This is a genomic window from Caproicibacterium argilliputei, assembly GCF_029211325.2.
In the GTDB taxonomy this organism is placed as follows: Bacteria; Bacillota; Clostridia; order Oscillospirales; family Acutalibacteraceae; genus Caproicibacterium; species Caproicibacterium argilliputei.
Genome location: NZ_CP135996.1, coordinates 157187 through 183005 on the forward strand (window position 1 = coordinate 157187; position 25819 = coordinate 183005).

Genomic DNA, 25819 nt, shown 5'->3' on the forward strand with positions numbered 1-25819 from the left:
ATGGAAAAAATTAGAGTCATGATAGAAAATAAGCAAAAAGCAGTGAAAATTCCGACAGGGCTGCGGATGCTGGTGCGCCGCTGCTGCAATGCTGTTCTGCGCATGGAGCATTTTGACAGCTCCGCGGAAATCAGTGTGACATTTGTAGATAACGAGCAGATTCATCAGCTCAACAAACAGTACCGTGATAAGGATATGCCGACGGATGTGCTCAGCTTTCCGATGGGCGAAAACGGCGTGTATGACGTTGACCACACCACCGGCGCAAAAATTTTGGGCGACATTGTCATCTCTATGGAGAAAGCCACGGAGCAGGCAGAGCGCTATGGCCACAGTCTGGAGCGCGAGGTCGGCTATCTGACCGCGCACAGTATGCTGCACCTGCTGGGATACGACCACGAGGACGGCGGCATTCAGCGTGTGCGGATGCGCGAGAAAGAGGAGCAGGTTATGGCGGAGCTGGGTCTGCCAAGCAGTAGCAGCTATGTGCTGGATGACGATGAATAAGCGCGAAATGGTGCGGAAGGTGTCTGTATGCGGTTCCTCAAAAGCCTGAAATATGCCCTGCGGGGGATTGTGTACAGTATCAACACCGAGCGCAATATGCGCTTTCACACGGTGGCGGCGTTTTACACCCTGCTTTTCTCCCCTTTTTTCCACTTGGGGCGGCTGGGGTATGCGGTGCTTTTCCTGACGATTGGTTCGGTTGTGTCTGCGGAAATGGTTAATACAGTGGTGGAAACGCAGTGCGATCTGGTCAGTACCACATTCAGCAGCGGCATCCGCGGCGTCAAGGATTTGGCGGCGGGCGGTGTTCTGGTGCGTGCGTTCTGCGCAGTCGGCGTGGCGCTGTGCCTGTTTGCAAAGCCGGCATATATTGCCGCAGGCTGGCGGTGGTTGACGGACAGGCCGTGGCTGCTGGCACTGCTGGCTGTGTCAGCGGTGCTTTCGGCTGTGTATGTTTCCATTGGCCCGCCGGGGATACGCGACCGCCTGCACGCGCTGTTTTGCAGGCACCGCTGAGCAAACTTTTGGAAGTTCTTGCGCGAAAATTGTAGAAGCCGGTCACACCGGCAGATTTTTACCGAAAGAAGTTGGAATAAGAAAATGGTAAGAGAAGCAAGGCGCACTGACTTAAATGGCATTCTTCTGCTGTACGCGCAGCTGCACAGCTGTGCCCAGCCGTGCACAGTGGAAAACGCCGAAACCGTGTGGGAGCAGATTCTGAAAAATCCAGACTGCCATGTGGTGGTCAATGAGGTGTACGGCAGAATTGTTTCTGCCTGCTCCATGGTCATTGTACCGGACATAGCGCGCGGCCAGCGGCCATACGCATTGGTTGAAAATATGGTGACAGACGCTTCGTTCCGCAGGCAGGGCTTTGGCTCTGCGTGCCTGCGGGAGGCAAAGCGGATTGCCATTCAGAACAACTGCTACCAGATTGTGCTGATGGCCGGTTCGAAAGAACCCGGTGTGATGCATTACTACGAAAAATCCGGCTACTGCCGTAGCGAAAAGACAGCTTTTGCGCAGTCGCTGATTTAAAATGAAAAGGTGAGGTACCTCCATGCAAAAAACGATTCCGGAAGAAAAGTCCGCATTTCTTGCCATTGTCGGCCGGCCGAATGTGGGGAAAAGCTCCCTGATGAACCGGCTGCTCGGCCAGAAAGTGGCCATCGTCAGCAGCAAACCGCAGACGACCCGGACGCGGATTATGGGGGTGCTGACCGAACAGGAGCAGCAGCTTGTGTTTCTGGACACACCCGGGCTGCTGAAACCGCGCGATCGGCTGGGCAACTATATGGTGCAGAGCGTGGCGTCTTCTGTGGCGGGGGTGGACGCTGCGGTGCTGGTGGCAGAGGCGGGCACGCCGGTTTCTCCGGCAGACCTTGACCTGACCGCGCGCTTTCAGAACCAGCACCTTCCGGCGGTGCTGTGCATCAATAAAATTGACCTGCTGGAAGATAAGTCCCTGCTGATGCCGCAGATTGCCGCGTTTCAGAAGCAATATCCTTTCACGGCGGTTGTACCGGTCAGCGCGCGCACCGGCGACGGTGTCGACGACCTCAAGGCAGAACTGAAAAAGCTCAGCCAGCCCGGCGGGCATTTATTTCCGGACGATACCCTGACCGACCAGCCGGAGCGGGTTTTGGCAGGAGAATTTGTACGAGAAAAAATGCTGCGCCGATTGAACAAAGAGGTGCCGCACGGCGTTGCAGTGGTGGTAAAACGCCTGCAGGAGCGCGCGGACGGCAGCTGTATCGACATTGAAGCGGAAATCTACTGTGAACGGGACAGCCATAAAGGAATTATTATCGGCAAAGGCGGCGCTATGCTGAAAAAAATCGGTACGGACGCGCGCAGAGAGCTGGAAAGCTTTTATGGGGTCAAGGTTAACCTGCAGCTGCAGGTACTGGTAAAGCCGAACTGGCGCAACAAAGAAGCCGCCCTGCGCAGCTTTGGCTTTGATACCAGAGATCTGCTGAAGTAAAGGTTGCTGCAGAGCTTTGAACATACCACAAAAACCACGAAAAACGCACTGAAACTTGTCGAAAATTCTTTTATTTGCCACTCATATCGGTTCCCGCTTGTGTGCATACTGGTAATAAACCAAAACCCGAAAAGCGGGTTTTGCAGCAAGGCACATAGGAAGGAGCGAGCCGTTATGGATGAACAAACAGCTTGGTCATGCTTTGCACGTACGGGCAGTGTGCAGGATTATCTGCGCTATGCCCAGTGCAGAGTGGGTTCCGCGAATCAGGAGGAGAAGCCGGTTGCAGATACAGACAGAGGGAGTTGTGATCCGGGTAGCGGCTGTCGGGGAGAGTGACCGCCTGGTGACGGTTCTAACGCGCGACCGCGGCGTGGTACGGGCTTTTGCGCGCCGCAGCCGTGCCGCCAACAGTCGGCTGGTGTCTGCCACACAGCTGTTCTGCTACGCACGTATTCTGCTCTTCTGCGGGAAGGACAAGTACATGATTGACGATGCACAGCCGCTGGAGGTCTTTTTTGAGCTGCGGCAGGACATTGGCAGGCTGGCGCTTGCACAGTATTTCTGTGAACTGGCGGGCACGCTGGCACCGCAGGAGGACAAAGAGCAGGCAGCGGCCTTTCTGCGGCTGCTTCTTGGGGCGTTTCAGCGGTTGTGCAAGGGTGGGCGTCCGCTTGCGCTGGTTAAGGCGGCGGTCGAAATGCGGATGCTGGGTCTTGCGGGGTACCAGCCTGACTTAATTGGCTGCGCGCAGTGCCGTCGGTATGAAGACGAAACCATGCGTTTCTTTCCGGTGGAGGGAGACCTGCTCTGCTCCGCTTGCTGTGAGAAGGCGGGCAGGCAGGGCAGCGTGATTCTGCACCGCGGCGCGCTGACCGCGCTGCGGCACACCATCTATGCGCAGGAGCAGAAGCTTTTTTCATTCGCACTGGGCACGCAGGGTCTGCAGGAACTTGCCGGGGCAAGCGAGCGGTATCTGCTGGCACGTTTGGACCGCGGCTTTCATACACTGGATTTTTATCATTCTATTCCGCAGGAGACAGGCAGCGCTTCGCCAAAAGAGAAAGCCTGCACAGCCCCTGCGGAACGGCGTACATCATAAAAGCAGAGACAAAACCGCTCCGGAAAACCGCCGAATGCAGCGGCCTTTCGGGGCGGCTTTCCGATTCTGCACATACGAACAATTAGGAGAAGCGCGGCGTTTGCCGCGTAAGAGGGAGCTATGAATCAAGAAACACAACACCATCTCCATGCTTTGGAGCTGGATAAAATTTTAGAAATGCTGGCACAGGAAACCGCAAGTGACGCGGCGGCTGCGCTGGCAAAGGAACTGCGGCCGACCGGAGAATTTGCAGACGTACAGCATCTGCTGCAAGAAACGTGGGACGCCTACAGCCTGATGGCAAAATTCGGCTCGCCGTCTTTTGGCGGTCTGCACGATGTGACAAATCCGCTGCGCCGTGCGGAGTCCGGCGGTGTTTTAAATATGGCGGAACTTTTGCGGGTGGCGGGCGCTCTGCGCTGTCTGCGCGCAGTTTGTGACTGGCGAAGCAAAAGTGCGGGAATCCGCACGGTACTGGACGACCGCTTTGACCGGATTGTGACCAATAAGTACTTAGAAGAAAAAATTTACGGCGCGATTGATTCCGAGGAGGAAATGAACGACAATGCCTCCCCCGCTCTTGCGGCCATCCGCCGGAAAATCCGCGCTGCTTCTGCCCGTGCGCGTGAAAAACTGGATGCCATGGTGCGCTCGCCGTACTACCAGAAATTTTTGCAGGATGCAATCGTCACCCAACGCGACGGGCGCTATGTGGTGCCTGTCAAAGCGGAATGCCGCGGCGAAGTGCCGGGGCTGGTGCATGATTCCTCCGGCAGCGGCGCCACGGTATTCATTGAACCGATGGCAGTGGTTGAAGCAAACAACGAAGTCCGTGTGCTGCAGAACGACGAAAAAAATGAAATTGACCGCATTCTGCAGGAGCTTTCCGCCGAGGCAGGTTCCTTTGCTTCCAGTATTATTACCGGATGCACGATTGCGGCACAGCTTGACTTGATTTTTGCAAAGGCAAGTCTTGGCTATAAAATGAAGGCAACGCTGCCGCAGGTCAACGACCGCGGCGAAATTGACCTGAAGCGCGCCCGCCATCCACTGATTGACCGGAACAAGGTAGTGCCCACGGATATCCGCTTGGGCACAGATTTTGACACCTTGGTGATTACCGGCCCCAACACCGGCGGCAAAACCGTTACGCTGAAAACCATCGGTCTTTTGACGCTGATGGCAGAGTGCGGCCTGCTGCTGCCGGTGTCGGAGGAAAGCCGGATTTCGGTTTTTCGGTGGGTGCTTGCGGATATCGGCGACGAGCAGTCCATTGAGCAGAGCCTGTCCACCTTTTCGGCGCATATGACCAATATTATTCGAATTTTAGGACAGGCAGATGGTCAGAGTCTGGTGCTTTTGGATGAACTGGGTGCGGGAACCGACCCGGTGGAGGGCGCCGCGCTGGCCACCTCCATTTTGGAGCAACTGCGGCGGCAGGGCGCGCGCATTGCCGCCACCACGCATTATGCGGAGTTGAAAGCGTATGCGCTGGACACACCCGGCGTGCAGAACGGCTCCTGCGAGTTTGACGTGGCAACCCTGCGGCCGACTTACCGGCTGCTCATCGGGGTGCCGGGGCGCAGCAATGCATTTGCCATTTCCCGCAGGCTTGGCATGGCAGAAGCGGTGGTTGTGCACGCACAGTCGCTGGTTTCCACGGAAAGCACGCGCTTTGAAAGCGTGGTGGGGCAGCTGGAAGAAAGCCGCCGCGCTTTGGAAGACGAGCGCGAAGAAGCGCGCAGAGACTTGGAGGAAGCACGGAAGGCTCTGGCTGACGCACAAGCAAAGCAGGAGGAAATCCGGCGGAACGCGCAAAAGGAAATGGAACGTGCGCGCGAGCAGGCCAGTATGCTGGTTTCCCGCACGCGCGGGCAGGCGGATGCGCTGCTGAACGAACTGGAAGAACTCAAAAAGCAGAAAAACCGGCAGCTGACAGCGGAGCAGAAAGCAAAGCTGAACGCCGGTCTGCGCCAGATGGAAAATACAGCCGACCCGGTCAGCCGGAACCGGCGGGACAGCGGCTACCGCCTGCCGCGTCCGCTGCGCGCGGGCGACACGGTCAAACTGGTGGATCTGGACAAGCAGGCCACGGTTTTAGAAGTGGACAAAGACGGCAAGCATGCGCTGGTGCAGGCGGGCGTTATCAAGACGCGCGCAGCGGTTTCTAATCTGCAGCTGGTGACAAATGCCGAAAAGCGGCGCGAGGAGCGCCGCCGCACACGCACGGTGACGAAGCAGTTTGCCAACGCACCGGCACACGCGGAGCTGGATCTGCGCGGCCAGACCGCCGACGAAGCGCTTGCCAATGTGGATTTGTTTTTGGACAATGCAGTCAGAAGCAATTTGACGCAGGTGACGATTATTCACGGAAAGGGTACCGGTGTGCTGCGCAAGGCGGTGCAGGAGCACCTGAAGCGCCACTCCAGCGTAAAAGCCTACCGGCTTGGTACCTACGGCGAGGGCGAAAGCGGCGTAACGATTGCAGAATTAAAGTAAGAAAGGCCGGAGCGGCTGCTCCGGCTTTTTGTTTTCAAGCGAGGTACTCTTCCAGACAAATGCCTTTTTCGTGAATTTCTTTTGCGGCTTCTTTGCCGACATAGCGGTAGTGCCACGGCTCATAAATAATGCCGGTGATGGATTCCTTACCCTTGGGGTAGCGCAGGATGAAACCGTATTGGTAGGCATTGTTCATCAGCCACTGTCCCTCCGGGGTGTCGCCGAACGCTTCGTCACAGCGCTGATCGGTCAAACAGCCGAAATCCACCGCAAGTCCCAGGTTGTGTTCACTGGTGCCGGGCTTGGCTACAATGGTGGCGGCTTCTTCTGCCGCGTTGGAGGAACCCTGTGCCTGCACTTTGCGGATTTCCGTTTGGTACAGCGTGGTCTGTTTGCTGATGCTGCGGTAGCCGGAGCAGAGAATCAGCCGATTGCCGCTGCTGCTGCAGGCATCAAGCAGGCTTTGCAGCTCGCCCGCCGCACGTATGTCAAAACGCACATTGCCCACAGGGCTGGTTTCAACGGTGAAGTTTTCGGGCAGCGGATGCGAGGCATTCACCAACCGCAGCTTCCAGGAACTTTTGTCAACGGTGGAGGAAGAAACAGCCGAATTTTTGGAAGCGGGTGTGGCAGCCGACGCCGCCGCCGGTACGGCAGTCTGAAACGGCTCCAAAAGCATATGCGTGCCGAGTACCGCAGCACAGCTGATGCCGATGGCGGCCAGCAAAAAGAGAATGTGTCCGCGCCGCTTCCTCCTTCTATAGAAATCCTTATAATGAATGGTTACTTTTGACTTGTTGTGTCTGTATGCTGCCATAATCATACTCCTTCATCCAGATAGACTTATTATAGCATCTTTCACTTGCGCGTGTACTGTTTTTTTTAAGAAATGCATATAGTGCAGTAACAGCAAAATGGGAGGTGAAACTGTGACAATTTCTTTGCACGGCAAAAAGCAAAAGCTCTTTTTTGCCGCGGCAGCGGCGGTTTTGGCAGCGGCTATCCTGTTTTTGGTGTCTGCCGCCGGCACCGGAGGGGGCATTGCCGGAGAAACCAACCAGCAGCGGGTGGCGTTTTTGGCGCAGTGCGGCTGGCAGGTGGAAAAAGAGCCGGTGTCTGCGAGAGAGGTCGCGATTCCCCGGGAATTTTCAAAGGTGTATCAGAATTATAATGCGCTGAACCAAAAAGCCGGATTTGATTTGAAAAAAATTGCCGGAAAGACCTGTCATCAGTATGTGTACCGGGTAACAAATTATACCAGCAAGGACGAAGTCCGCGCGACGCTGCTGGTCTGTAACGGAAAAATCGTTGGCGGCGATATTTCCACAGCGGCGCTGGACGGCTTTATGAAGCCACTGCGGGAGATGAAAGCGGGCAGTTCCGCATAAAGTTGTGTTTCCTGCGCCTTTCGGGTATAATACGGGAAAAGAGAGGTGAGGCACATGGCGCTGATGCGGCTTGATAAATTGCTGGCATTGCAGACGGGTATGACCCGGCGGGAGGCTGCCGCGTGCGTGAGGCAGGGAGCCGCCTGCCTGCAAGGACAACCTGTGCGGAATCCAGCGCAGCGTGTAGACCCGCGTGCGGTGACACTGAACGGCAAAAACTTAGGTTACGAAGAATTTGTTTACCTGCTGATGCACAAGCCGGCGGGTGTGCTGACCGCCGCACGGGACAAAAAGCAGCCGACGGTGCTGGAGCTTGTGCCGCAGGAGCTGTATCGGCGCGGAGTCCAGCCGGTCGGCCGGCTGGATAAGGATACCACCGGCCTGCTGCTGCTGACCGACGACGGCGCACTGGCACACCGCCTGCTGTCACCGCAGCACCATGTGTGGAAAACATACCTTGCCAGGCTTTCCGCGCCGCCGTGCCCGGGTGCGGAAGAACGCTTTGCGGCGGGGGTGGTGCTGCCGGACTTTACCTGCCTGCCAGCAAAGCTGACCCTGGTGCAGGACGGCAGCTGCCCGGTGTATGAGGTGCGCGTGCACGAGGGAAAGTACCACCAGGTCAAGCGGATGTTTTTGGCGCAGGGCTGCGAGGTGCTGGCGCTGCAGCGGGTGGGTTTTGGCCCGCTGCGCCTGCCGGCGGATTTGCCGCCCGGCAGGGTGCGCCCGCTTCTGCCAGAGGAGCGCCAGGCGCTGCTGGAAACGCGAAATTGACACTTTGCCTAAAAAACACGACTTCGTTTTGACAGCGTGGTTTGACAAAATGGACGAATTTTGACTTGCCTTTTTGGCTTTTAGGAGAATTTCATAAACCTGCAGCGGCAAGTTTGGATAAAACACGGCTGTACACACCGTGTTTCATCTGTTATGATAATAGCAATCAACATTTCGTGAATGACAGAGAATGAAATAACAGGAGGCACATGTTATGGCAAGCGTATCCTTAAAACATGTTTACAAAATCTATGACGGCGGCGTACAGGCTGTGAGTGACTTTAACCTCGAGATCGCTGATAAGGAATTCATCATTCTGGTCGGCCCTTCCGGCTGCGGCAAGTCCACCACACTGCGCATGATTGCAGGTTTGGAGGAAATCTCCAAGGGCGAGCTGTACATCGGTGATACGCTGGCTAACGACGTTGCGCCGAAAGATCGTGATATCGCAATGGTGTTCCAGAACTATGCATTGTATCCGCATATGACGGTTTTTGACAACATGGCATTTGGTCTGAAACTGCGCAAGACCCCGAAAGACGAAATCAAGGCGCGTGTTGAGGAAGCCGCCCGCATCCTCGACATCTCCCATCTGCTGGACCGCAAGCCGAAGGCTTTGTCCGGCGGCCAGCGCCAGCGCGTTGCGCTGGGCCGTGCAATCGTCCGTGACCCGAAGGTCTTCCTGCTGGACGAACCGCTGTCCAACTTGGATGCAAAGCTGCGCGCACAGATGCGTACAGAAATCAGCAAGCTGCATAAGCGTCTGGGCACCACCTTCATTTACGTTACGCATGACCAGACAGAAGCTATGACCATGGGCGACCGCATCGTGGTTATGAAGGACGGCATCATCCAGCAGGTAGATACCCCGCAGAACCTGTATGACTTCCCGGTCAATGAATTTGTCGCAGGCTTCATGGGCAGCCCGCAAATGAACTTCATCGACGCCAAGATTAACAAGGGCGCTAAGGGCTACACCGTTGACTTTGGTAAGTACAGCCTGCTGATTCCGGCAGACAAGGCCAAGGCAGAAACGCTTGATCCCTATGCAGGCAAGGATGTTCTGTTCGGCATTCGTCCGGAAAATGTGCATGACGAGCAGGAGTTCCTCGAGGAGCATCCGGAGTATATCGCCGAAGCAAATGTTGATGTTACTGAGCTGATGGGTGCGGAAACTTACCTGTATCTGACCTGCGAGGGCAACAACTTGACGGCTCGTGTGGATCCCACCTCTGTTGCGAAGACAAACGACAATATCAAGATTGCTTTTGATATGGAGAAGTGCCATCTGTTTGACAAGGATTCTGAGGTTACAATCCTGAACTAAAAATCAAATGATGTTTCCAGGGAGGGGCTGCACAGCGTGTGGTTCCCTCCTTTTTGCTTCTGTGTCCTGCGGAATTCAAGAAAAAATTATGAATTCTTTCGCAAAACGGTTGAAAAGCAGCACAAAAGTGTGTAAAATATATAAAAGGTTTGCACTTTTTCAGGTGCGCTTTTTGTCAAATCATACATTGCAATTTTTACGTTTATTGTTCCATCTGACGATATTGCCAGTAGGATGCATTCAAATACTTTGTAAAAGCGAGGGATTCCTAATGTCCAACAGATTATTTCAGGGCGTCATTCATCAAATGCGCGACGCGATTGACCGGACCATTGGCGTCATTGATGAAACGTCTGTGATTATTGCCTGCAGCGAATTGGGCCGTATCGGCGAGGTGAACGAGAGCGTGACTGCTGAACTCATGATGTCACAGGACACGTTTGTGGTAAACGGCTACACCTATAAGGCTTTTGGCAGTATGCCGCGGCCGGAGTACGCGGTCTTTGTGCTTGGCACTGACCCGGAGGCGGCGCGTTACGCGGCGCTGCTTTCCGTGTCGCTTGCCAGCATCAAGCAGTATTACGATGAAAAGTACGACCGCAGCAACTTTGTCAAGAATGTGATTATGGATAACATTCTGCCCGGTGATATTTACCTGAAGGCGCGGGAGCTGCACTTTAACAACGACGTCAGCCGCGTGTGCATGCTGATTAAGGTGACCAACAAAACAGATGTGGCGGCTTACGACGTGGTACAGAACTTGTTCCCGGACAAGAACAAGGACTTTGTCATCAACATCAACGAAACGGACATCGCGCTGGTTAAGGAGATTAAGCCGGGCATTGACAGCAAGGATTTGGAAAAGCTGGCTGGCTCCATTGTTGATACGCTTTCCAGTGAATTTTATACCCACTGTGTAGTCGGCATCGGCACCGCGGTGGAAGGTGTGAAAGACCTTGCCCGTTCCTTTAAGGAAGCACAGGTCGCGCTGGAGGTTGGCAAGGTTTTTGACACCGAGCGCAATATCGTGCGGTATGACAACCTCGGCATCGCGCGTCTGATTTATCAGCTGCCGACTACCCTGTGCGAAATGTTCCTGAAGGAAGTCTTTAAGAAAGGCAGCATTGAGAGTCTGGATCATGAAACGCTGTTTACCATTCAGCGGTTCTTTGAAAACAACCTGAATGTTTCGGAAACCAGCCGCAAGCTGTTTGTGCACCGCAACACGCTGGTGTACCGTTTGGAAAAGATTAAAAAGATTACCGGCCTGGACCTGCGCGAGTTTGAGGACGCCATCGTCTTTAAGGTAGCGCTGATGGTGAAACGGTACCTGAACGCCAATCCGGTGAAGTTTTAAAAGGAAGAAAAGCGGCCGTGCCGGGAAGCAGTGCGGTTGCTTTTTTTCTGTCTGGATTTGTGTGGACGGAAATGCCTGGAACGAAGGATTACCAGGTGTTCACAGTCTGCTCACAGTTTACAGAATGATTACAATATCATTCTTATAAAGAACTATATTTGCAGATTGTGTGATATTATGTTAACACATACTGCGGTAGTTTCTGCAGTAGGGAAAATGAATTGGAATGGAGCGATCTGCTTGATCGAGTTGAGTCATATTAGCAAGACCTACCCGAATGGCACCCATGCCCTGTATGATGTGAACCTGCACGTTGACAAGGGCGAGTTTGTGTTCATAGTGGGTTCCTCCGGCGCGGGAAAAAGCACCATGCTGAAGCTGATTACCTGTGAGGAAAAGGCGGACAGTGGCAAGCTCATGGTTAATGGGCACGACCTGATGGGTATCAAACGGCGGGAGGTGCCGTACTTGCGCCGCACCATGGGAATGGTGTTTCAGGATTTCCGCCTGATTTCCAAAATGACGGTTTTTGAAAACGTGGCGTTTGCCATGCACATTGTGGGCGCCAATTACCGCGAAATTCACAAACGCGTGCCGTACATTCTGGGGTTGGTCAATTTGCAGAACAAGGCGAAGTGCTACCCAGCGGAGCTTTCCGGCGGTGAGCAGCAGCGCGTGGGTTTGGCGCGCGCGCTGGTCAACAATCCGGATATGATTATTGCGGACGAGCCGACCGGAAACATTGACCCGGCGCTGTCCTTTGAAATTGTGGACCTGCTTAGTGAAATCAACCTGCGCGGGACAACCATTCTGATGGTGACGCACGAGCACAGTCTGGTCAAGCACTTTCAGAAGCGGATTGTCGAAATCCATGGGGGCCGCATTGTGGCCGATACCAACGAACTGGAGGCCGCGGCAAGATGAAGAATTTTGGATATCTGCTTAAAGAGGGCATTAAAAATATTTGGACCAACCGCACGATGTCACTGGCATCTGTGGCGGTGCTGATGAGTTGTCTGCTGATGACCGGCGCGGCGGTGCTGTTCAGTTGGAACATCAAAACCGCCATGAGTATGGTGGAGGGCAACAACTCCATTAAAGTGTACATCAAGCAGGATGTGCCGACGCTGAAAGCGCTGAAAATCGGTGACGAAATTCGAAAGCTGGACAACGTTGCCACCTGCGACTTCGTTTCCAAAGAAGACGGCATGAAAGAAATGAAGCAGATGGTCGGCGAGCAGAACGCCGGTCTGCTGGACGGTCTGGAGGGCGACAACAACTGGCTGCCCGACACGTTCCGCATTTCGATGAAAGACCTTTCCAAGTACAAGGAAACTGCCGCGAAAATCACCTCCATCGAAGGGGTGGACAAAATTTACGACTATCAGGAGCTGGCAGACAAGCTGACGCGCATTGACCACATTGTCACCAATGTCGGTTTGATTGTGGTGGCTGCGCTGAGTCTGGTTTCGCTGTTCATCATTGCGAACACCATTCGAGTAGCCATGTATTCGCGCCGTTTGGAAATCAGCATTATGAAGTCTGTCGGCGCCACCAACTGGTTTATCCGCGTGCCGTTTTTGGTGGAGGGTATGGTCATTGGCGTGGCTGCCGGCGGCGTTGCGGCGGCGCTGCTGAATTTGGTGTATTACCGCGTGGTCAGTTCCATGGGCATTAGTTCCTTGTTTAATGTGGTCAACCTCAACAGCATGATGGCGCCGGTTGTTGCGCTGTTTATGCTCATCGGCGCGCTGTTCGGCGCAGTGGGCGGCATTATTTCCATTGGACGTTACCTGAAAAAAGAAGGAGGTTCTATCGTTGGCTGGTAAGGCAAAAAACGCGAAAAAAGTCCTCGGCGGTCTGGTTTCGCTGCTGCTCACGGCTTCGCTGACCCTGTCGCCGGCCGTTTCTGCCGTATATGCGGCGGGGGACGTGTCGGCGCTGAAGCAGAAGCAGGCAGAGTACGCCCAGCAGAAAAAGGAAAATGACGCGAAACTCAGCCAGCTCCGTCAGGATAAGAACCAGAAAGAAGCATACAAGCAAACGCTGGAAAGCCAGATTTCCACCCTGCAAAATCAGATTGATACATACAACGCGCAGGTCGAGGAGCTGGACGCACAGATTGTAAAGGCGGAGCACGCCATCGCGGGCAAGCAAAGCGCGATTACCACCAACACAGAGAAGCTCAAACAGCGCCTTTGCGCGCTGTATATGTCTGGCGGCGCAAGCAATCTGGAGATTCTGCTTTCTGCCAGCAGCGTCATTGACTTGGCAGATAAGGCGACCGCCCTGCAGATGGTGACAGAACACGACACCACTTTAATTGACACGCTGAAAGCGGATATGGCGGCGGTGAAAAAGCAGAAGGATACCATTGAGCAGAATCGGCAGGATGTTTCCACGGCAAAGACAGCGGTTGCACAGAAGCAGAAAGAGCTTTCCGGCTTGGTCAGCGAGGCGCAGAGCGTCATCAACGACATGGCTTCGCAAGAGAAGGATATGCAGTCGGTCAGTGATTCATTGGCGCAGAAGGAAGCGCAGGCCAGCGAGGCGGTTGACCAGTGGTATAAGGAATACGAGGCAAGCCAGCAGAGAAAGAAAGTGGCGGCGCAACAGAAAGCCGCCGAGCAAAGCAAGGCAAGCGGCAGCAGCAGCGGCTCCTTGATGTGGCCGGTGCCCAGCTGCACAACGGTCACTTCTCCCTTTGGGCGCCGGAGCAGCCCCGGCGGTATCGGCAGTACCTATCACAAGGGAATTGACATCGGCGCCAGCTATGGGGCGCAGATTGTGGCGGCAGACAGCGGCGTTGTGGTGCAGGCAGGCGACAACGGCTGGGGGTACGGCAATCTGGTGATTATTGACCACGGCAACGGCTTGACCACTTACTATGGGCACATGAGCAGTGTGGCGGTCAGCAGCGGCCAGACGGTGGCCAAGGGACAGCTGATTGGCTATGTTGGCAGTACCGGAAACAGCACAGGGCCGCACTGTCACTTTGAGGTGCGCCAAAATGGTACAGCAGTTGACCCCATGGGGTATGTTTAATTTCACAGAAGCGTTTATAGAAGACGACGGTTCACGCCTTGCGGCGGCCGCCGTCTTTTTTTAGTGGGGCGTGCAGGGCTGGACTTTTTCAGCAGAAGGGATATACTGGAAGAAAAGCGACGCAGAAAGGGGAGCAGGAAATGAAACCGCAGACGATTATCATGGACTTTTCTCATGTGTACGAACAGGAGGATTTTTATCGGAACACCCGCTTTGTGTGGGTGGACTGTTCGGATATTGCCGGCACTTCCTGTTACTGCACGCCGCAGGCGGCAGACGAGATTCGGCGGCGAATCCGGCCGTATTCCCCATATGGCATTCACTTTATTGATTCCGGTGATTACCACTATGTCAGTGCGTTTTGGATGGAAAAAATCGAGGAGCCGTTTCACCTGCTGCTGTTTGATTACCACAGCGATATGCAGCCACCGAAGTTTCCGGGGCTGCTCTCTTGTGGATGCTGGGTGCAGCGTGCCATGGACGAAAACCGGAATCTGCGGCAGGTGTGGATGGTCGGGCCGGATGAAAGCGCCTTTGCCGGCATTGCCCAGCCGTACCGCAGGCGGCTGCAGTGCATCAGCCTGCAGGCACTGCAGGAGCAGCAGACCTGGGTGCAGCTGCACCGCCTGCAAAGCAGCCGACTGCCGGTTTATGTGTCGATTGACAAGGATGTGCTGAACACCTACTTTGCGCGCACAGATTGGAGCCAGGGCGGGCTTTCCCTGCCGGTGCTGGAAAAGCTGCTGGGGCTGTTTGAGTCGCGCTGCAGAGTGCTGGGCGTGGATGTGTGTGGGGAGTGGAAGGCGGACGCCCGCTTCCTGCTGAATCAGGAGGAAGCGGCAATCAACAATCAGTCCAATTTGGAGCTGCTGCGCTTTTTGCTGCGGCGCGCATAAAAAAACAGGCCTGCCTTTGCTGGCGGGTCTGTTTGTATTTTCAGCCGAGATTCGGTTCTGCCGTCAGGGTAATCTGCGCGGCGGCTTTGCCCTCTGATTCGAAAAGGAGCAGTTCGTTTTCTCCCTGCCGCAGCAGCGGTGCGGGGATATACAGGTGCTTCTGCGGGCCAATTTCCCAGAAGCGCCCCAGCTGAAAGCCGTTGAGCAGGGCGCAGCCCTTTCCCCATCCGGTCAAGTCTAGGAACGTGTCACCAGGCTGCTCCACGGTAAAGGGAATGCGGTAAAAGGACGGGGTGCCGGTGCGGTACGGCTTGCTAAAGTCTATTTTACGCGCCATGTCCGCGTCCATCGGCAGCGGATACATTTTCCATCCGGCGTGGCTGTGACCGTTGAGCAGTACAGAACCGTCAATGCCTTTCCGCTGCTGTTCCATGCGCGGGCCGTAGTTGACGCGCCCCATGTTCTCCGTCAGGATTTCCAGCTCAGAGCGGCTGCCAGACAGTGGCGCAGCCGGGTGCTCCCGCAGCAGGTCATGGTCATAAAGTGTCAGGTACAGTTCGCGGTCAAAGAACACCTGCGCGCGGTCATTGGCACCGATGAGCTGCAGCTTTTCGATGGGAACATTCGGCTTTAGCGCAGAAACGTAACAGGTATAGCCAAAATTCTGACCGAGTTTTTCCATGCACAGCGGCCACGGGCTTTCCGTGCAGTCTGCAAGTTCCTCCAAAACGGAAAACAGCGATACCGCGTCCTGCACCGGGAAACTGCCATATGCCTTGCGTGGCGCAGGTGGGTCAAGCGTTACTTCCGGAAGCGGTGCATACTTGGCAATGACCTTTTGAAAGGCATGGTATTTCGGCGTCAGGCGTCCGTCTTCGGTCAGCAGGGCATCATAGTCATAAGAGGTGACATCCGGCTGCAGGTGGTCGTAGTAGTTGGAGCCGTTGGTAAAGCCAAAGTTGGTGCCGCCGTGGAACATATAGATGTTGACGCTGCCGCGCTTTAAGATTTCATCCAGTTCCTGTGCACAGGTCGCGGCGTCTGTGGTGTGGTGTGCCGCGTCGCCCCAGGCGTCAAACCAACCGACCCAAAACTCGGTACACATCAAAGGACCGCTGCCGATATGCTGCTGCAGCACCGGAAACTGTTTCGGTGCATTAGAGCCAAAATTAGCGGTTGGCAAAGCGCCGTCAATGCTGCCGCCGTTGAGATAATCGCCCCACGGGCCGTCGGAGGTGATGAACGGCACGGTTGCGCCGTTTTCACGCATACAGTCCCGCAGTGCAGCTAGGTAACCGGTTTCATCTCCGTAAGCACCGTATTCATTTTCCACTTGCATCAGGATGACCGGACCGCCGCGGTCTGCCTGCAGCGGCGTTAAGATGGAAAAAAGTTTTTGGTAGTAACTGCGCACCCGTTCCAGAAACGGCGGATAGGAACAGCGCAGCTTCATGCCATCCTCTGCCAGCAGCCAGCCCGGCAGACCGCCGAACTCCCACTCCCCGCAGATATAGGGGGAGGGGCGCACAATGGCGTAAAGCCCCTCTTCCTGCGCGGTTCTCAGAAAGGCTGCAAGATCCAGCATTCCAGTGAAGCAAAACTCACCGGGGCGCGGCTCATGCAGATTCCATGGCACATAGGTTTCTACCGTGTTGCAGCCCAAGGCGCGCAGCTTTCGCAGGCGGTCGCGCCAGTAAGCCGGAACGACGCGGAAGTAGTGAATAGAGCCGGAAATGATTTGGAAGGGTCGGCTGTCTAAGTAAAACTGGTCTTTTATTGCAAGCGTGTGCGTTGCGGCAGTCATAGCAAGCGTCCTTTCTGCATCTGGTCAGTGCGGGAAATTTTAAAATGAAACCGGTTTCTTTTTGTATGTTAACTATAGCACGTTCCCTTCGGCGCGTCAATACGGCAATCTGCCAAATAAAAACGCACACAAATTGAAAAAGCCGGCACCGCAGGCTGCAGTGCCGGTTCGTTGTACATATGCAGTGAGTCCTTTACAAAAAGCGATGGACGAAAATGCCCTGCACCAGAATCGCCATGAGAATGCCCAGCAGCCCGCCGCAGATCACTTCGATGGGCCGATGCCCCAGACTGGTTTCCAGCGGCGTAAAGGCGGTGTCTGACGGCTGCAGGCGAGCTTCCAGTGCATTGATGACTGCGGCGTGGCGCCCCGCCTCCCAGCGGACACCCAGTGCGTCATAGATGACAACAGCCGCCATGGTAAAGCCGAGCGCAAATTCCACGGAGGAAAAGCCGCGTACCATGCCGCAGCTGAAAGCGGCCGCGCAGACAAACGCCGTGTGAGAGCTGGGCATACCGCCGGTGCCGACTGCCACCCGCAGCGTGACCCTTCCGCCGTGCACGTGGCAAAGCAGCACTTTAATCAGCTGGGCAAGCAGCCATGCCATCACCGCGGATGCAATGATCCAGTTCATACAGTCTCCTCCTGTAAAGCCGGCGCTGCCGGCTTCGGCCAAAATAGGCAAGCCTAACCGCAGCGGCAGGCTTGCCCCTATTTTGCGTATTTGTAAAAAAATCTTCTCTTTGCATTATACCCTGCCGGGCAGATAATGTAAAGGAACAATTTGCGGGTGTGTGTTCCGCTGCAAGGATTGGCTTCCTGCAAAAAATTTATACAAAAAAAGAAGGAGCAGCCGGCGGCGCTTCTTCTTTTGCTCGGACGAAACCAAGCTGTGCTGCCACAGGCACTGTCAGCGGCGCAGGTCGGCTTTCAGCTGTTTGACAGATGTGTAGTGGCACGGCAATTGCTGCAGATAGGAGAGCGCGTACAGCCACTGCGCCAGGGTGTATTCCTCATCCGGAATATGCAGTAGGGTTTCCCTTAAAAAAGGATAGGTTCGTAAATCGGACAGTATTCCGCTGGTCTGCTGCGCAAGCGCTTCCAGCAATGCGGCATCCTCGCTCATAAGCTCACCTTCCTATGCGGATATTCCCTAAACGAAGAAAGGATGGGGAAAGCGGATGAAAATCCTGTAGAAAAAAATTCACACAGTCATTTTTGGAAGACTAAGGGCATCTCTTTACCTAAATACTAACATATTCCCCGCAAAAGTCAATAGAAAACTGTAAATTATACATGGATTTCTTGACTTATGAAAAAAGTATTTTCTGTTCAGATTGTGTAAAGCAGAGAATGCCGGCGCATTGGTGTGCAAACAGATAGGCATGGAAAAACCGGACTATTATGCCGCTTTCAGAAAAGTAAAGGAATCTAAAAAGCTTTGTTTACAGGCATGGGCAGAGCTTCACAGAGAATAATGCTATTATTTTCAATTGCTTCTATTAGCAAAATAAATGGGAACATAAGCATAAATAAAGAAGTAAAATCCCAAGTCGGACAGAAGTGGAACCGCGCGGGTCGGTGGCATTTGTTTTTTTCCAGTGCAGATGGTATAGTGATTATAAATGCACAGGGAAAGGTACGGGCGATGGTGGACAAAGCAAAGGTTTTAAAAGAATACTTCGGGTACGACAAATTCCGCACCGGGCAGGAGGAAGTGGTGGATGCCTTGCTGGCAGGGCAGGATGTGCTGGCGGTCATGCCGACCGGCGCGGGCAAATCGGTTTGCTTTCAGGTGCCGGCACTGCTGCTGCCGGGAATCACACTGGTGGTTTCTCCGCTGATTTCCCTGATGCAGGACCAGGTGCGCGAGCTGGTGGAGGCCGGCGTGCCGGCGGCGTACCTTAACAGCGCGCTGACCGATGCACAGTATGCGCACGCACTGCGCAATGCCGTCGCAGGCAAGTATAAGATTATCTACGCCGCGCCGGAGCGCCTACTGACAGACCGCTTTCAGGCGTTTGTGCGCCAAGTGCAGGTTTCGCTGGTGGCGGTGGATGAAGCCCACTGTGTTTCGCAGTGGGGGCAGGACTTTCGCCCCGGGTACCTGCAGGTGACCGACTTTGTGGCAGGGCTGGCACAGCGGCCGGTGGTGGCGGCTTTTACCGCAACGGCGACACAGGCGGTTAAGCAGGACATCGTGCGGCTGCTGCAGCTGCGCGACGCGCGGCAGGTGGTCACCGGCTTTGACCGGGAAAATCTTTTTTACGAAGTGCGCCGCCCGCGTGACAAAAAAGCGGAGCTTTTGACGCTGCTGCGCCGCTTTCCAGAAGATGCGGGCATTGTGTACTGCTCTACCCGCAAGGCGGTGGAGGATGTGTGTGCGTTTTTGAATGAGCAGGGGCACCCAGCCGCGCGGTATCACGCGGGGCTTTCCCAGCAGGAGCGGCAGAAGAATCAAGAGGATTTTCTGTATGACCGTGTTTCCGTGATGGTCGCGACCAACGCGTTTGGCATGGGCATTGACAAGTCCAATGTGCGGTTTGTGATTCATTTTAATATGCCCAAAGATTTGGAGAGCTACTACCAGGAGGCGGGGCGCGCCGGGCGTGACGGCGCGCCGGCGCAGTGCATCCTGCTGTACAGTGGGCAGGACGTGCGCACCAACCAGTTTTTAATTGAACACGGCGGGCAGGACGACGCACTGGATGAGGAAACCCGCGAGGAAGTGCGCAAAAAAGATCGGGAGCGCCTGCGGCAGATGACCTTTTACAGCACGACGCAGCACTGTCTGCGGCATTTCATCTTGAAGTATTTCGGCGAGTCAAGCCCGATGTTCTGCAATGCCTGCGGCAACTGCACAGCAGCGGCGGAAGAGGTGGATGTGACCGTGGATGCGCAGAAGATTCTGTGCTGTGTCCGCCGCACCGGCGAGCGCTTCGGCGTGGCTTTGATTACCGACATCCTGGTGGGTGCGCAGAATGAGCGGATTGAACGGTTGGAACTGAACCGCCAGAGCACCTACGGCGCGCTTGCCGGGCTGCGAGTCGATGCGGTGCGCACGCGCATCCAGTGGCTGTTGGAAAGCGGATGCCTGCAGCGCAGTGACAGCGAGTATCCGGTGCTGCTGCTTGGCCCGCAGGCGGAGGAAGTGCTGTTCCACGGGCAAAAGGTGACGCTGCGCACAGTCCGCGAAGAAAAGAAACCGTCACAGAAACGGCAGCAGGCGGGTGCGGAAATTGTGAATCCGGAACTGTTTGAGCGCCTGCGTGCCCTGCGCAAGAAAATTGCGGCAAAGCAGAGTGTTCCGGCCTTTGTTATTTTCACCGATGCCACACTGCGTGCCATGTCCGCGTATATGCCGGTGTCCGAGCAGGAGATGATCGGCAAAGTCAACGGTGTCGGCGAAAAGAAGCTGCGGCGCTATGGGGAGGCATTTTTGGCGTGCATTCGCGCCTACAAGCAGGAGGGGGCTGCGCAAAAAGAGAAATCTTGAATGAATCATGAATTGTTCTTGCGGAAAATGTGAAATAACCGTGATAATTTGATGAATAAATATGTTTTTTGCAAGATTCTATAAAAATATTTCAAAAAGGGCTTGCGCTTTAAAAGGGAAGGTGCTATAATACAAACATCCCAAGAAGATAGGAGCGAGTCCAATGGAGTAAGGCAGATGGATGCGCGCCCCGACAGGGGAATCTAAAAGAAAGGGTGAGTCCAATGGCACAGGAAAGCGAACCATCACAGCAACATATTTTCGGCGAAAGGACTGTTGCCCATGACTTCGTGAATCCGGAGGTTCTCTCCGTGTCCGTATGAGTGAAAGATTTTCCCGAATGGGCTCATTGGGGAAAACAAAAAATAAAATCAATTCAAAAAAAGACACCCGCAAAGCAGAAATGCTTTGCGGGTGTCTTGCTGTGTCTCTTTATAAAGATACCTTAAACTCGGCGCAGCAGCTCCCAAACCGCAATCATCACGCAGTGCGGAATGAACTTCGCTGTGACCCGGTGGAGAAAGCTGACCGGGCTGGGGGTCGAAACTGCCAGGTTTGCCCGACTGTCCCAAAGCGCCCACTTGACAACGCTGTGCGAGCGGCTTGCCAACGGAAAATGCCGCACAGCGGCACCATCGTTTTTGGTTTCTTTCGCGGTCGGAATAAATTCGGTGTCTTTGACCCAGTACGGGCAGACCGCCGTCACATGGATGCCACGCGGAAACAACTCCCACCGCAGAGCGCGGCTGTACCGCAGCAGAAAGGCTTTGCTGGCGGCATAAACGCCCAGTCCCGGCAGCGGCTGAAAACCTGCGGTGGAGCAGATTTCCAGAATGCGCGCACCCTGCCGCATATAGGGCAGCGCCAGCATGGTGGTGTCGACTGCCGCGCGGCAGTCCAGGTCAATCATATCGTCGCAGTCCCTTTGGGAGATGTCCGCGTAGGTGCCGATTTTGCCGAACCCTGCGGCATTGACCAGCAGCCGCACATCCGGCGCCTCCTTTTGCAGCAGCTCCCGCAGCGCGCGGATGTCGTCCTGCTTGGTCAGATCCAGCGGAACAGGCCGCACGTGTGTGGCAGGGACGGCTTCCGCCAGTTCGTCAAGCCGGTTTTTGCGCCGTGCAAGAACCCAAATTTCGTCCAGCGACTCCTGCGCACTGATTTGACGTACAAATTCACGGCCCAGTCCGCTGGATGCTCCGGTTACAATCGCAATCTGCATGGTTTCCTCCTTATAAGATGACTTCCCAGTGCGGTTTTCGTAGTTCTCCGTCCGGTAGGTCCAGCGTCAGTTCCTGCTGTGTTTCCAGTTCCTTGGCAGTTTCCAGAATGGCCGTCTGTGCCTTTTCCACATCCTGTGTGTGGATGTTGTAGGCAGCGCTCATGTCCTCCAACAGCTTCTCACAGCGTTCCCGCGGCAGTGCAGACCAAAAGAGGGAGAACAGGGGTTTGTCTACGCCTTTTAAAGCAGTGGCAAGCGTTTGATCATCCACGTCCTGCAGCAGTCGTTCAATCGCTGTAACCCGGCAGGAGCCGAGCTGGTGGAACTCCATCACGTTCAAAACGGATGCATGGGGGGTGTGCGGCGGCTGTGGAGCCGGCGGTGTTTCTTTAGCAGCGGCAGGGGCGTCGGCGACGGGGCTGCTTTCCGGCGTGGGTTTCACTGGCGGCGCGGCCGGTTTGGGCGCAGCTCCCGACTCCGCTTCCTGTTGAACCAGCACTTCTTCCTGTGCCGCCATCTTTGCGCGCGCCAGCTGTGTGGCGGCAGCTTCGCGCTTGGCGCGTGCCTGCAGGGCGCGCTGCTGCTCCTCTGCGTCCAGATTCTGCAGTGCCGTGGCAAAGCGCGCCGCAAAGGATTCCCCGAACCACTCACCGAGGCGGCAGAGCAGTGTGTGGGGGCGCATTCCCTTTTGCAGCTGGTACACACCGTCTGCAATCACCATGAGTTCTAAAAAGCGCTTTCCGCTTGCATTCGCGGCAAGAATGTGAATCTGCATGGCTTCCCGCAGGCTTTCCGGATTTTCCGCGTCAACAACGCGCTGCAGACCGTCCCGCAGAAACGGGTCTGCTTCGGTTTCCAGAAATGGTTCCAGGGAAAGGGGGCCCTCTGCGCGTGCCATGGCGGCGTACTCGCAGATGCGCAGCGCCGCCAGAAAGGCGGTTTCCTTCTCTTCGTCTGCGCACGGCAGGCGGCTGGTGATGTATGCAAAGTTGTCCATGACGTTCCTCCCGCAAAAAATGGAATTACTTTCAGTATAGCGCAAAAACACTGTAGGAAACAAGCTTTTTTCCCACATAGAGAAAAGACAGCGAAAAAAGCGGGCTTTTGTGCGGAAACCTTGTGCCCAAACCGGTTTTGGGTTACAATAAAATGAAAATGCGTTTGCAGGAAAAATCGGGTTCAACTTTAGGAGATATAAAATGGAAACAAAACAATGTCCGTTGTACCGAAAGTGCGGCGGCTGTCAGCTGCAAAATCTGGATTACCCGCAGCAGCTGGCATGGAAACAGAAACGTGTGCAGAGGCTGCTAGGCAGCTTCGGGGAAGTGCTGCCCATTTTGGGCATGGAGCATCCGTATCATTACCGCAACAAAGTGCAGGCGGCGTTTACGCAAGACCGCCACGGCAAGGTGGTTTCCGGTGTTTACCAGTCCAGTACGCATCATGTGGTGCCGGTGGAGTCCTGCCTGACGGAGGACGAAACGGCAGACCGCATTATGGCGACCGTGCGCGGACTGATGAAAAGCTTCAAACTGAAGCCGTATGACGAGCGAGCAGACCGCGGCTTTTTGCGCCATGTGCTGGTGAAGCGTGGGTTTCAAAGCGGCGAGGTTATGGTGGTGCTGGTAGCGGCCAATCCGATTTTTCCCGCTAAAAAATTTGTTGCCGCACTGCGGCAGGCACATCCGGAAATTACTACGGTTGTGCTGAATCTGAACGAACGCCGTACCAGCATGGTGCTTGGCGAGCGGGAGAAGGTGCTGTATGGACCAGGCTTTATTGAGGATACGCTGTGCGGCTGCCGGTTCCGTATTTCCGCGAAGAGCTTTTACCAGATCAATCCGGTGCAGTGCGAGGTGCTGTATGGCAAGGCGATGGAGTTTGCACAGCTGACAGGCACCGAAACCGTGCTGGATGCGTACTGCGGAATCGGCACCATCGGACTGGTGGCAGCCAGGCAGGCCGGTACGGTGCTGGGTGTGGAAGTGAACCGCGACGCGGTGCATGATGCGGCCGCAAACGCAAAGCGCAACGGGATTGCCAATGCCCGCTTTCTGTGTGCAGACGCGACAGAGTGCTTTACCCAAATGGCAGAAGCAGGCGAACGCGCTGACGTGGTGTTTATGGATCCGCCGCGCGCAGGTAGCAACGAGCGCTTCCTGTTGTCCCTTTCGGAGCTTGCCCCGGCGCGTGTGGTGTATATTTCTTGTAATCCGGAAACGCAGGCGCGAGACCTTGCGTACCTCTGCGCCCGCGGCTACGCGGTGCGGAAAATACAGCCGGTAGATATGTTTCCGCACACAAATCACGTGGAGTGCGTGGTATTGATGTCGAGGGTTGAAAAGTGAGTGTGCGAAAAGCCCAGTAATACTGGTGCTTCCGGGGTTTGCGGGCAAAAATCCGGTGCGCCGAAAACGGCGGAATATCGCTTTGAGGGAACAAGTCCAGAGGGCGGATTTCGGGCACGAGTGGACGATATTGATGTTGGCGGTTCGCGTGTGAACGGGATTGATGTTTCGGTGTTTGCGGGGCTGGTGTGTGTACGAGATAGATGTTTTTGGAATTTTGGCGGGGTTGTGTGAACAGAATAGATTTTTTATATAGGGAGGATAAATCAATGACTCATAAAGGTACGGTTACACTGGAAACAGAGCGGTTAATTCTGCGGCGGTTCATATTGGAAGATGCAGAAGCCATGTTTTGCAACTGGGCAAGTGACCCAGAAGTCACCAAGTTTCTGATGTGGCAGACGCACGCTGACATTGAGGTAAGTAAAACCATTACAAATGAATGGGTTGAAAATTATAAAAACAATAGATATTACCAATGGGCAATTGTCCCTAAGTATTTGGGGAAGCCAATTGGCTCAATTGCAGCAGTGAAAGTTGACGACGCAGTTAAAATGGTTCACATCGGATATGCTATAGGCGCACGATGGTGGCATCAGGGCTATACATCCGAAGCTTTGACCCGCCTCGTTAGTTTTTTCTTTAAGGAAGTTGGCGTAAATCGTATTGAATCCCGTCATGACCCGCGTAACCCAAACAGCGGCAAGGTAATGCTCAAGGCAGGTTTGAAATATGAAGGTATTTTGAAAAGGTCGGATTATAACAATCAGGGAATTTGTGACGCAGCTTATTACGCTATTCTTGCTGAAGAGTATTTCAGTAATACACAAACTGTTGTTAAGTCCATTTTTATACCTACAACCTTAAAGATAAGTATCGGCGATCTTTCAATAGATTGTGCAAACCCGGTTCAAACACGCGACTTTTACGCTGCGCTCACCGGATGGGAAATTCGGGAGGCGTACGGTTGCCCTGCTGTCGTGAATGATAAAGGATTGTTGATATTGTTCATGGGCTGTGATTTTGATTACACACCACCTATTTGGCCGGAAGAATCCGGGAAACAGCAAAAACAAATGCATTTCAATTTTCAAGTTGATAATTTGCCGGGTGCAGTTGAGAAAGCTATTCAGCTCGGTGCGGTTAAGGCCACCGCACAATATGGTGGAGAACATTTTGTAACCATGATTGATCCTGAAGGGCATCCATTTTGCTTGTGCAGGAAATAAATCGTTTTAAGACAACAATCAAGGCACCCTACGATGTAATCTTGTAGGGTGCCTTGCTCGTTTTTACCCTTATTCATCCACATCCACCGCCACGCCGGACTTAAATTCCACGGTGAATTTATGCTCGTATATGGTGATTTTTTCAACCAACCGCCGTACCAGCGATTCATCGTATTCCGTGATTTCTGTGGGCGGCTCCCGCAGGAAAGCACTCATGTCGGCGATACGCTTCTTGACCTCGTCCCGCCCGGCGCTTTCCATCAGGACCTTTTGCTTTTCGTCCCGCAGGCGGTAAATTTCGTTGCCCACCTTCTCATAATCCGCATTGGACGCGGCCAGCTTCAAAAGCTCCGCCTGCAGTTTCTTCAAGCGCCTTTCAATGTCGGCGAGCGCCTGGTTGTTCCCGTGGCTGAGGACGGCTTTGATAAAGTCTGACAGCCGCTCATCCTGCGCCTGCTTTGCGGAAATGGCGGGCAGCACCTCATCGTACCGTGCTTCTGCCGCTTCGTATCGCTGAACCAGCTCGTCGTAGCGTTTCTAATACTCGTCCTGATCCTGCGCCACACAGGCATTTGTCACAGCAAAAGCGTTTTTTCTGCTTGGCTGTCTGCCGGATGGGCTGCCCATAGTTTTCACAGTAAGTTGTTTCGCCTGTATATGTCATGGCAGGTTCGTCAGAGAAGTTGACAATATCGTTCCTGCGGTAGAAGGATTTTACAGTATTCAGCGATATGCCAAGCGATTTGGCAATTTTTTCGTATCCGTTTCCGGTCGCGCGGAGTTTTATGATTTGTGCTTTCTGATACTCGGTCATCATTTTTTGGCTCCTTCCAAGGGAACGGTC

25 protein-coding genes and 1 pseudogene are annotated in these 25819 nt (G+C 54.5%); 18 read left to right on the forward strand and 8 right to left on the reverse strand.

The window, feature by feature from the left end:
* The 6 genes from ybeY to PXC00_RS00735 all read left to right on the forward strand — a co-directional run bounded on the left by ybeY (position 1) and on the right by PXC00_RS00735 (position 6092).
* The gene (ybeY, locus tag PXC00_RS00710; RefSeq protein ID WP_275844872.1) at positions 1 to 507 is read left to right on the forward strand and encodes an rRNA maturation RNase YbeY; all 507 of its coding nucleotides are present in this window, start codon (positions 1 to 3) and stop codon (positions 505 to 507) included.
* A gap of 27 nt (positions 508 to 534) precedes the next feature.
* Complete coding sequence (locus tag PXC00_RS00715; RefSeq protein ID WP_275844871.1) at positions 535 to 1023, forward strand: diacylglycerol kinase family protein; 489 nt, start codon at positions 535 to 537, stop codon at positions 1021 to 1023.
* Positions 1024 to 1107: 84 nt separating this feature from the next.
* Positions 1108 to 1545 (forward strand): GNAT family N-acetyltransferase, encoded by a 438-nt coding sequence (locus PXC00_RS00720; protein WP_275844870.1) that lies wholly within the window; start codon positions 1108 to 1110, stop codon positions 1543 to 1545.
* Between the two features lie 22 nt (positions 1546 to 1567).
* Positions 1568 to 2491, forward strand: a complete 924-nt coding sequence (gene era, locus PXC00_RS00725; protein ID WP_275844869.1) for a GTPase Era — start codon at positions 1568 to 1570, stop codon at positions 2489 to 2491.
* A 283-nt stretch (positions 2492 to 2774) separates the two neighbouring features.
* Positions 2775 to 3593, forward strand: a complete 819-nt coding sequence (gene recO / locus PXC00_RS00730) for a DNA repair protein RecO (protein WP_275844868.1) — start codon at positions 2775 to 2777, stop codon at positions 3591 to 3593.
* Positions 3594 to 3713: 120 nt separating this feature from the next.
* The gene (locus PXC00_RS00735; protein ID WP_275844867.1) at positions 3714 to 6092 is read left to right on the forward strand and encodes an endonuclease MutS2; all 2379 of its coding nucleotides are present in this window, start codon (positions 3714 to 3716) and stop codon (positions 6090 to 6092) included.
* A 34-nt stretch (positions 6093 to 6126) separates the two neighbouring features.
* On the opposite strand, the gene PXC00_RS00740 is transcribed toward PXC00_RS00735, so the two are convergent.
* The gene (locus PXC00_RS00740; RefSeq protein WP_275844866.1) at positions 6127 to 6909 is read right to left on the reverse strand and encodes a M15 family metallopeptidase; all 783 of its coding nucleotides are present in this window, start codon (positions 6907 to 6909) and stop codon (positions 6127 to 6129) included.
* A 112-nt stretch (positions 6910 to 7021) separates the two neighbouring features.
* On the opposite strand from PXC00_RS00740, the gene PXC00_RS00745 reads away from it, so the two are divergent.
* From PXC00_RS00745 to PXC00_RS00780, 8 genes are all read left to right on the forward strand, one after another.
* Positions 7022 to 7480, forward strand: coding sequence for a DUF4830 domain-containing protein (locus tag PXC00_RS00745; RefSeq protein WP_275844865.1), 459 nt, complete (start codon positions 7022 to 7024; stop codon positions 7478 to 7480).
* Between the two features lie 54 nt (positions 7481 to 7534).
* Positions 7535 to 8251: a pseudouridine synthase gene (locus tag PXC00_RS00750; RefSeq protein WP_275844864.1), complete on the forward strand. Its 717-nt coding sequence runs from the start codon at positions 7535 to 7537 to the stop codon at positions 8249 to 8251.
* Positions 8252 to 8465: 214 nt separating this feature from the next.
* On the forward strand, positions 8466 to 9578 hold the full coding sequence (locus tag PXC00_RS00755; RefSeq protein WP_275844863.1) for an ABC transporter ATP-binding protein: 1113 nt from the start codon (positions 8466 to 8468) through the stop codon (positions 9576 to 9578).
* A 271-nt stretch (positions 9579 to 9849) separates the two neighbouring features.
* On the forward strand, positions 9850 to 10935 hold the full coding sequence (locus tag PXC00_RS00760; RefSeq protein ID WP_275844862.1) for a PucR family transcriptional regulator: 1086 nt from the start codon (positions 9850 to 9852) through the stop codon (positions 10933 to 10935).
* Between the two features lie 240 nt (positions 10936 to 11175).
* Complete coding sequence (gene ftsE, locus PXC00_RS00765; protein WP_275844861.1) at positions 11176 to 11859, forward strand: cell division ATP-binding protein FtsE; 684 nt, start codon at positions 11176 to 11178, stop codon at positions 11857 to 11859.
* Positions 11856 to 12764, forward strand: a complete 909-nt coding sequence (gene ftsX, locus PXC00_RS00770) for a permease-like cell division protein FtsX (RefSeq protein ID WP_275844860.1) — start codon at positions 11856 to 11858, stop codon at positions 12762 to 12764. The genes ftsE and ftsX overlap by 4 nt, the downstream gene beginning before the upstream one ends.
* The gene (locus PXC00_RS00775; RefSeq protein ID WP_275844859.1) at positions 12754 to 13980 is read left to right on the forward strand and encodes a murein hydrolase activator EnvC family protein; all 1227 of its coding nucleotides are present in this window, start codon (positions 12754 to 12756) and stop codon (positions 13978 to 13980) included. The genes ftsX and PXC00_RS00775 overlap by 11 nt, the downstream gene beginning before the upstream one ends.
* A 140-nt stretch (positions 13981 to 14120) precedes the next feature.
* Positions 14121 to 14876: an arginase family protein gene (locus tag PXC00_RS00780; protein WP_275844858.1), complete on the forward strand. Its 756-nt coding sequence runs from the start codon at positions 14121 to 14123 to the stop codon at positions 14874 to 14876.
* A 40-nt stretch (positions 14877 to 14916) separates the two neighbouring features.
* Here the strand turns inward: PXC00_RS00780 and PXC00_RS00785 are convergent, their stop codons facing one another.
* The 3 genes from PXC00_RS00785 to PXC00_RS00795 form a co-directional block, all read right to left on the reverse strand.
* Positions 14917 to 16680: a glycoside hydrolase family 35 protein gene (locus PXC00_RS00785; RefSeq protein ID WP_316935036.1), complete on the reverse strand. Its 1764-nt coding sequence runs from the start codon at positions 16678 to 16680 to the stop codon at positions 14917 to 14919.
* Between the two features lie 193 nt (positions 16681 to 16873).
* The gene (locus tag PXC00_RS00790; RefSeq protein ID WP_275844856.1) at positions 16874 to 17314 is read right to left on the reverse strand and encodes a divergent PAP2 family protein; all 441 of its coding nucleotides are present in this window, start codon (positions 17312 to 17314) and stop codon (positions 16874 to 16876) included.
* Between the two features lie 276 nt (positions 17315 to 17590).
* A complete protein-coding gene (locus PXC00_RS00795) occupies positions 17591 to 17806 on the reverse strand; it encodes a hypothetical protein (RefSeq protein ID WP_275844855.1) in 216 nt (71 codons plus the stop codon).
* 489 nt (positions 17807 to 18295) lie between these two features.
* On the opposite strand from PXC00_RS00795, the gene recQ reads away from it, so the two are divergent.
* The gene (gene recQ / locus PXC00_RS00800) at positions 18296 to 20176 is read left to right on the forward strand and encodes a DNA helicase RecQ (RefSeq protein WP_316935037.1); all 1881 of its coding nucleotides are present in this window, start codon (positions 18296 to 18298) and stop codon (positions 20174 to 20176) included.
* A 445-nt stretch (positions 20177 to 20621) separates the two neighbouring features.
* On the opposite strand, the gene PXC00_RS00805 is transcribed toward recQ, so the two are convergent.
* The gene (locus PXC00_RS00805) at positions 20622 to 21398 is read right to left on the reverse strand and encodes an SDR family NAD(P)-dependent oxidoreductase (protein WP_275844854.1); all 777 of its coding nucleotides are present in this window, start codon (positions 21396 to 21398) and stop codon (positions 20622 to 20624) included.
* A gap of 10 nt (positions 21399 to 21408) precedes the next feature.
* A complete protein-coding gene (locus tag PXC00_RS00810; RefSeq protein ID WP_275844853.1) occupies positions 21409 to 22395 on the reverse strand; it encodes a FliG C-terminal domain-containing protein in 987 nt (328 codons plus the stop codon).
* 202 nt (positions 22396 to 22597) lie between these two features.
* On the opposite strand from PXC00_RS00810, the gene rlmD reads away from it, so the two are divergent.
* The 3 genes and pseudogenes from rlmD to PXC00_RS00825 all read left to right on the forward strand — a co-directional run bounded on the left by rlmD (position 22598) and on the right by PXC00_RS00825 (position 24975).
* Positions 22598 to 23746, forward strand: coding sequence for a 23S rRNA (uracil(1939)-C(5))-methyltransferase RlmD (rlmD, locus tag PXC00_RS00815; RefSeq protein ID WP_275844852.1), 1149 nt, complete (start codon positions 22598 to 22600; stop codon positions 23744 to 23746).
* 269 nt (positions 23747 to 24015) lie between these two features.
* Positions 24016 to 24570: pseudogene (locus tag PXC00_RS00820) on the forward strand (GNAT family N-acetyltransferase); the annotation flags it as partial.
* Positions 24571 to 24636: 66 nt separating this feature from the next.
* On the forward strand, positions 24637 to 24975 hold the full coding sequence (locus PXC00_RS00825) for a VOC family protein (RefSeq protein WP_316935225.1): 339 nt from the start codon (positions 24637 to 24639) through the stop codon (positions 24973 to 24975).
* Between the two features lie 69 nt (positions 24976 to 25044).
* Here PXC00_RS00825 and PXC00_RS00830 read toward each other — a convergent pair whose 3' ends face one another.
* A complete protein-coding gene (locus PXC00_RS00830) occupies positions 25045 to 25455 on the reverse strand; it encodes a site-specific recombinase (RefSeq protein WP_275844851.1) in 411 nt (136 codons plus the stop codon).
* Position 25456: 1 nt separating this feature from the next.
* Complete coding sequence (locus PXC00_RS00835; protein ID WP_316935038.1) at positions 25457 to 25792, reverse strand: helix-turn-helix domain-containing protein; 336 nt, start codon at positions 25790 to 25792, stop codon at positions 25457 to 25459.
* Positions 25793 to 25819: the final 27 nt, after the last annotated feature.

Excerpts from the sequence above, each read along its gene's own strand:
- ftsX (WP_275844860.1), top strand. The coding sequence starts at position 11,856 with ATGAAGAATTTTGGATATCTGCTTAAAGAGGGCATTAAAAATATTTGG.
- PXC00_RS00755 (WP_275844863.1), top strand. The coding sequence starts at position 8,466 with ATGGCAAGCGTATCCTTAAAACATGTTTACAAAATCTATGACGGCGGC.
- PXC00_RS00750 (WP_275844864.1), top strand. The coding sequence starts at position 7,535 with ATGGCGCTGATGCGGCTTGATAAATTGCTGGCATTGCAGACGGGTATG.
- PXC00_RS00810 (WP_275844853.1), bottom strand. The coding sequence starts at position 22,395 with ATGGACAACTTTGCATACATCACCAGCCGCCTGCCGTGCGCAGACGAA.
- ybeY (WP_275844872.1), top strand. The coding sequence starts at position 1 with ATGGAAAAAATTAGAGTCATGATAGAAAATAAGCAAAAAGCAGTGAAA.
- PXC00_RS00785 (WP_316935036.1), bottom strand. The coding sequence starts at position 16,680 with ATGACTGCCGCAACGCACACGCTTGCAATAAAAGACCAGTTTTACTTA.
- PXC00_RS00760 (WP_275844862.1), top strand. The coding sequence starts at position 9,850 with ATGTCCAACAGATTATTTCAGGGCGTCATTCATCAAATGCGCGACGCG.
- rlmD (WP_275844852.1), top strand. The coding sequence starts at position 22,598 with ATGGAAACAAAACAATGTCCGTTGTACCGAAAGTGCGGCGGCTGTCAG.
- PXC00_RS00805 (WP_275844854.1), bottom strand. The coding sequence starts at position 21,398 with ATGCAGATTGCGATTGTAACCGGAGCATCCAGCGGACTGGGCCGTGAA.
- era (WP_275844869.1), top strand. The coding sequence starts at position 1,568 with ATGCAAAAAACGATTCCGGAAGAAAAGTCCGCATTTCTTGCCATTGTC.
- PXC00_RS00735 (WP_275844867.1), top strand. The coding sequence starts at position 3,714 with ATGAATCAAGAAACACAACACCATCTCCATGCTTTGGAGCTGGATAAA.
- PXC00_RS00715 (WP_275844871.1), top strand. The coding sequence starts at position 535 with ATGCGGTTCCTCAAAAGCCTGAAATATGCCCTGCGGGGGATTGTGTAC.
- PXC00_RS00795 (WP_275844855.1), bottom strand. The coding sequence starts at position 17,806 with ATGAGCGAGGATGCCGCATTGCTGGAAGCGCTTGCGCAGCAGACCAGC.
- PXC00_RS00720 (WP_275844870.1), top strand. The coding sequence starts at position 1,108 with ATGGTAAGAGAAGCAAGGCGCACTGACTTAAATGGCATTCTTCTGCTG.
- PXC00_RS00740 (WP_275844866.1), bottom strand. The coding sequence starts at position 6,909 with ATGGCAGCATACAGACACAACAAGTCAAAAGTAACCATTCATTATAAG.
- PXC00_RS00790 (WP_275844856.1), bottom strand. The coding sequence starts at position 17,314 with ATGAACTGGATCATTGCATCCGCGGTGATGGCATGGCTGCTTGCCCAG.
- PXC00_RS00835 (WP_316935038.1), bottom strand. The coding sequence starts at position 25,792 with ATGATGACCGAGTATCAGAAAGCACAAATCATAAAACTCCGCGCGACC.
- PXC00_RS00780 (WP_275844858.1), top strand. The coding sequence starts at position 14,121 with ATGAAACCGCAGACGATTATCATGGACTTTTCTCATGTGTACGAACAG.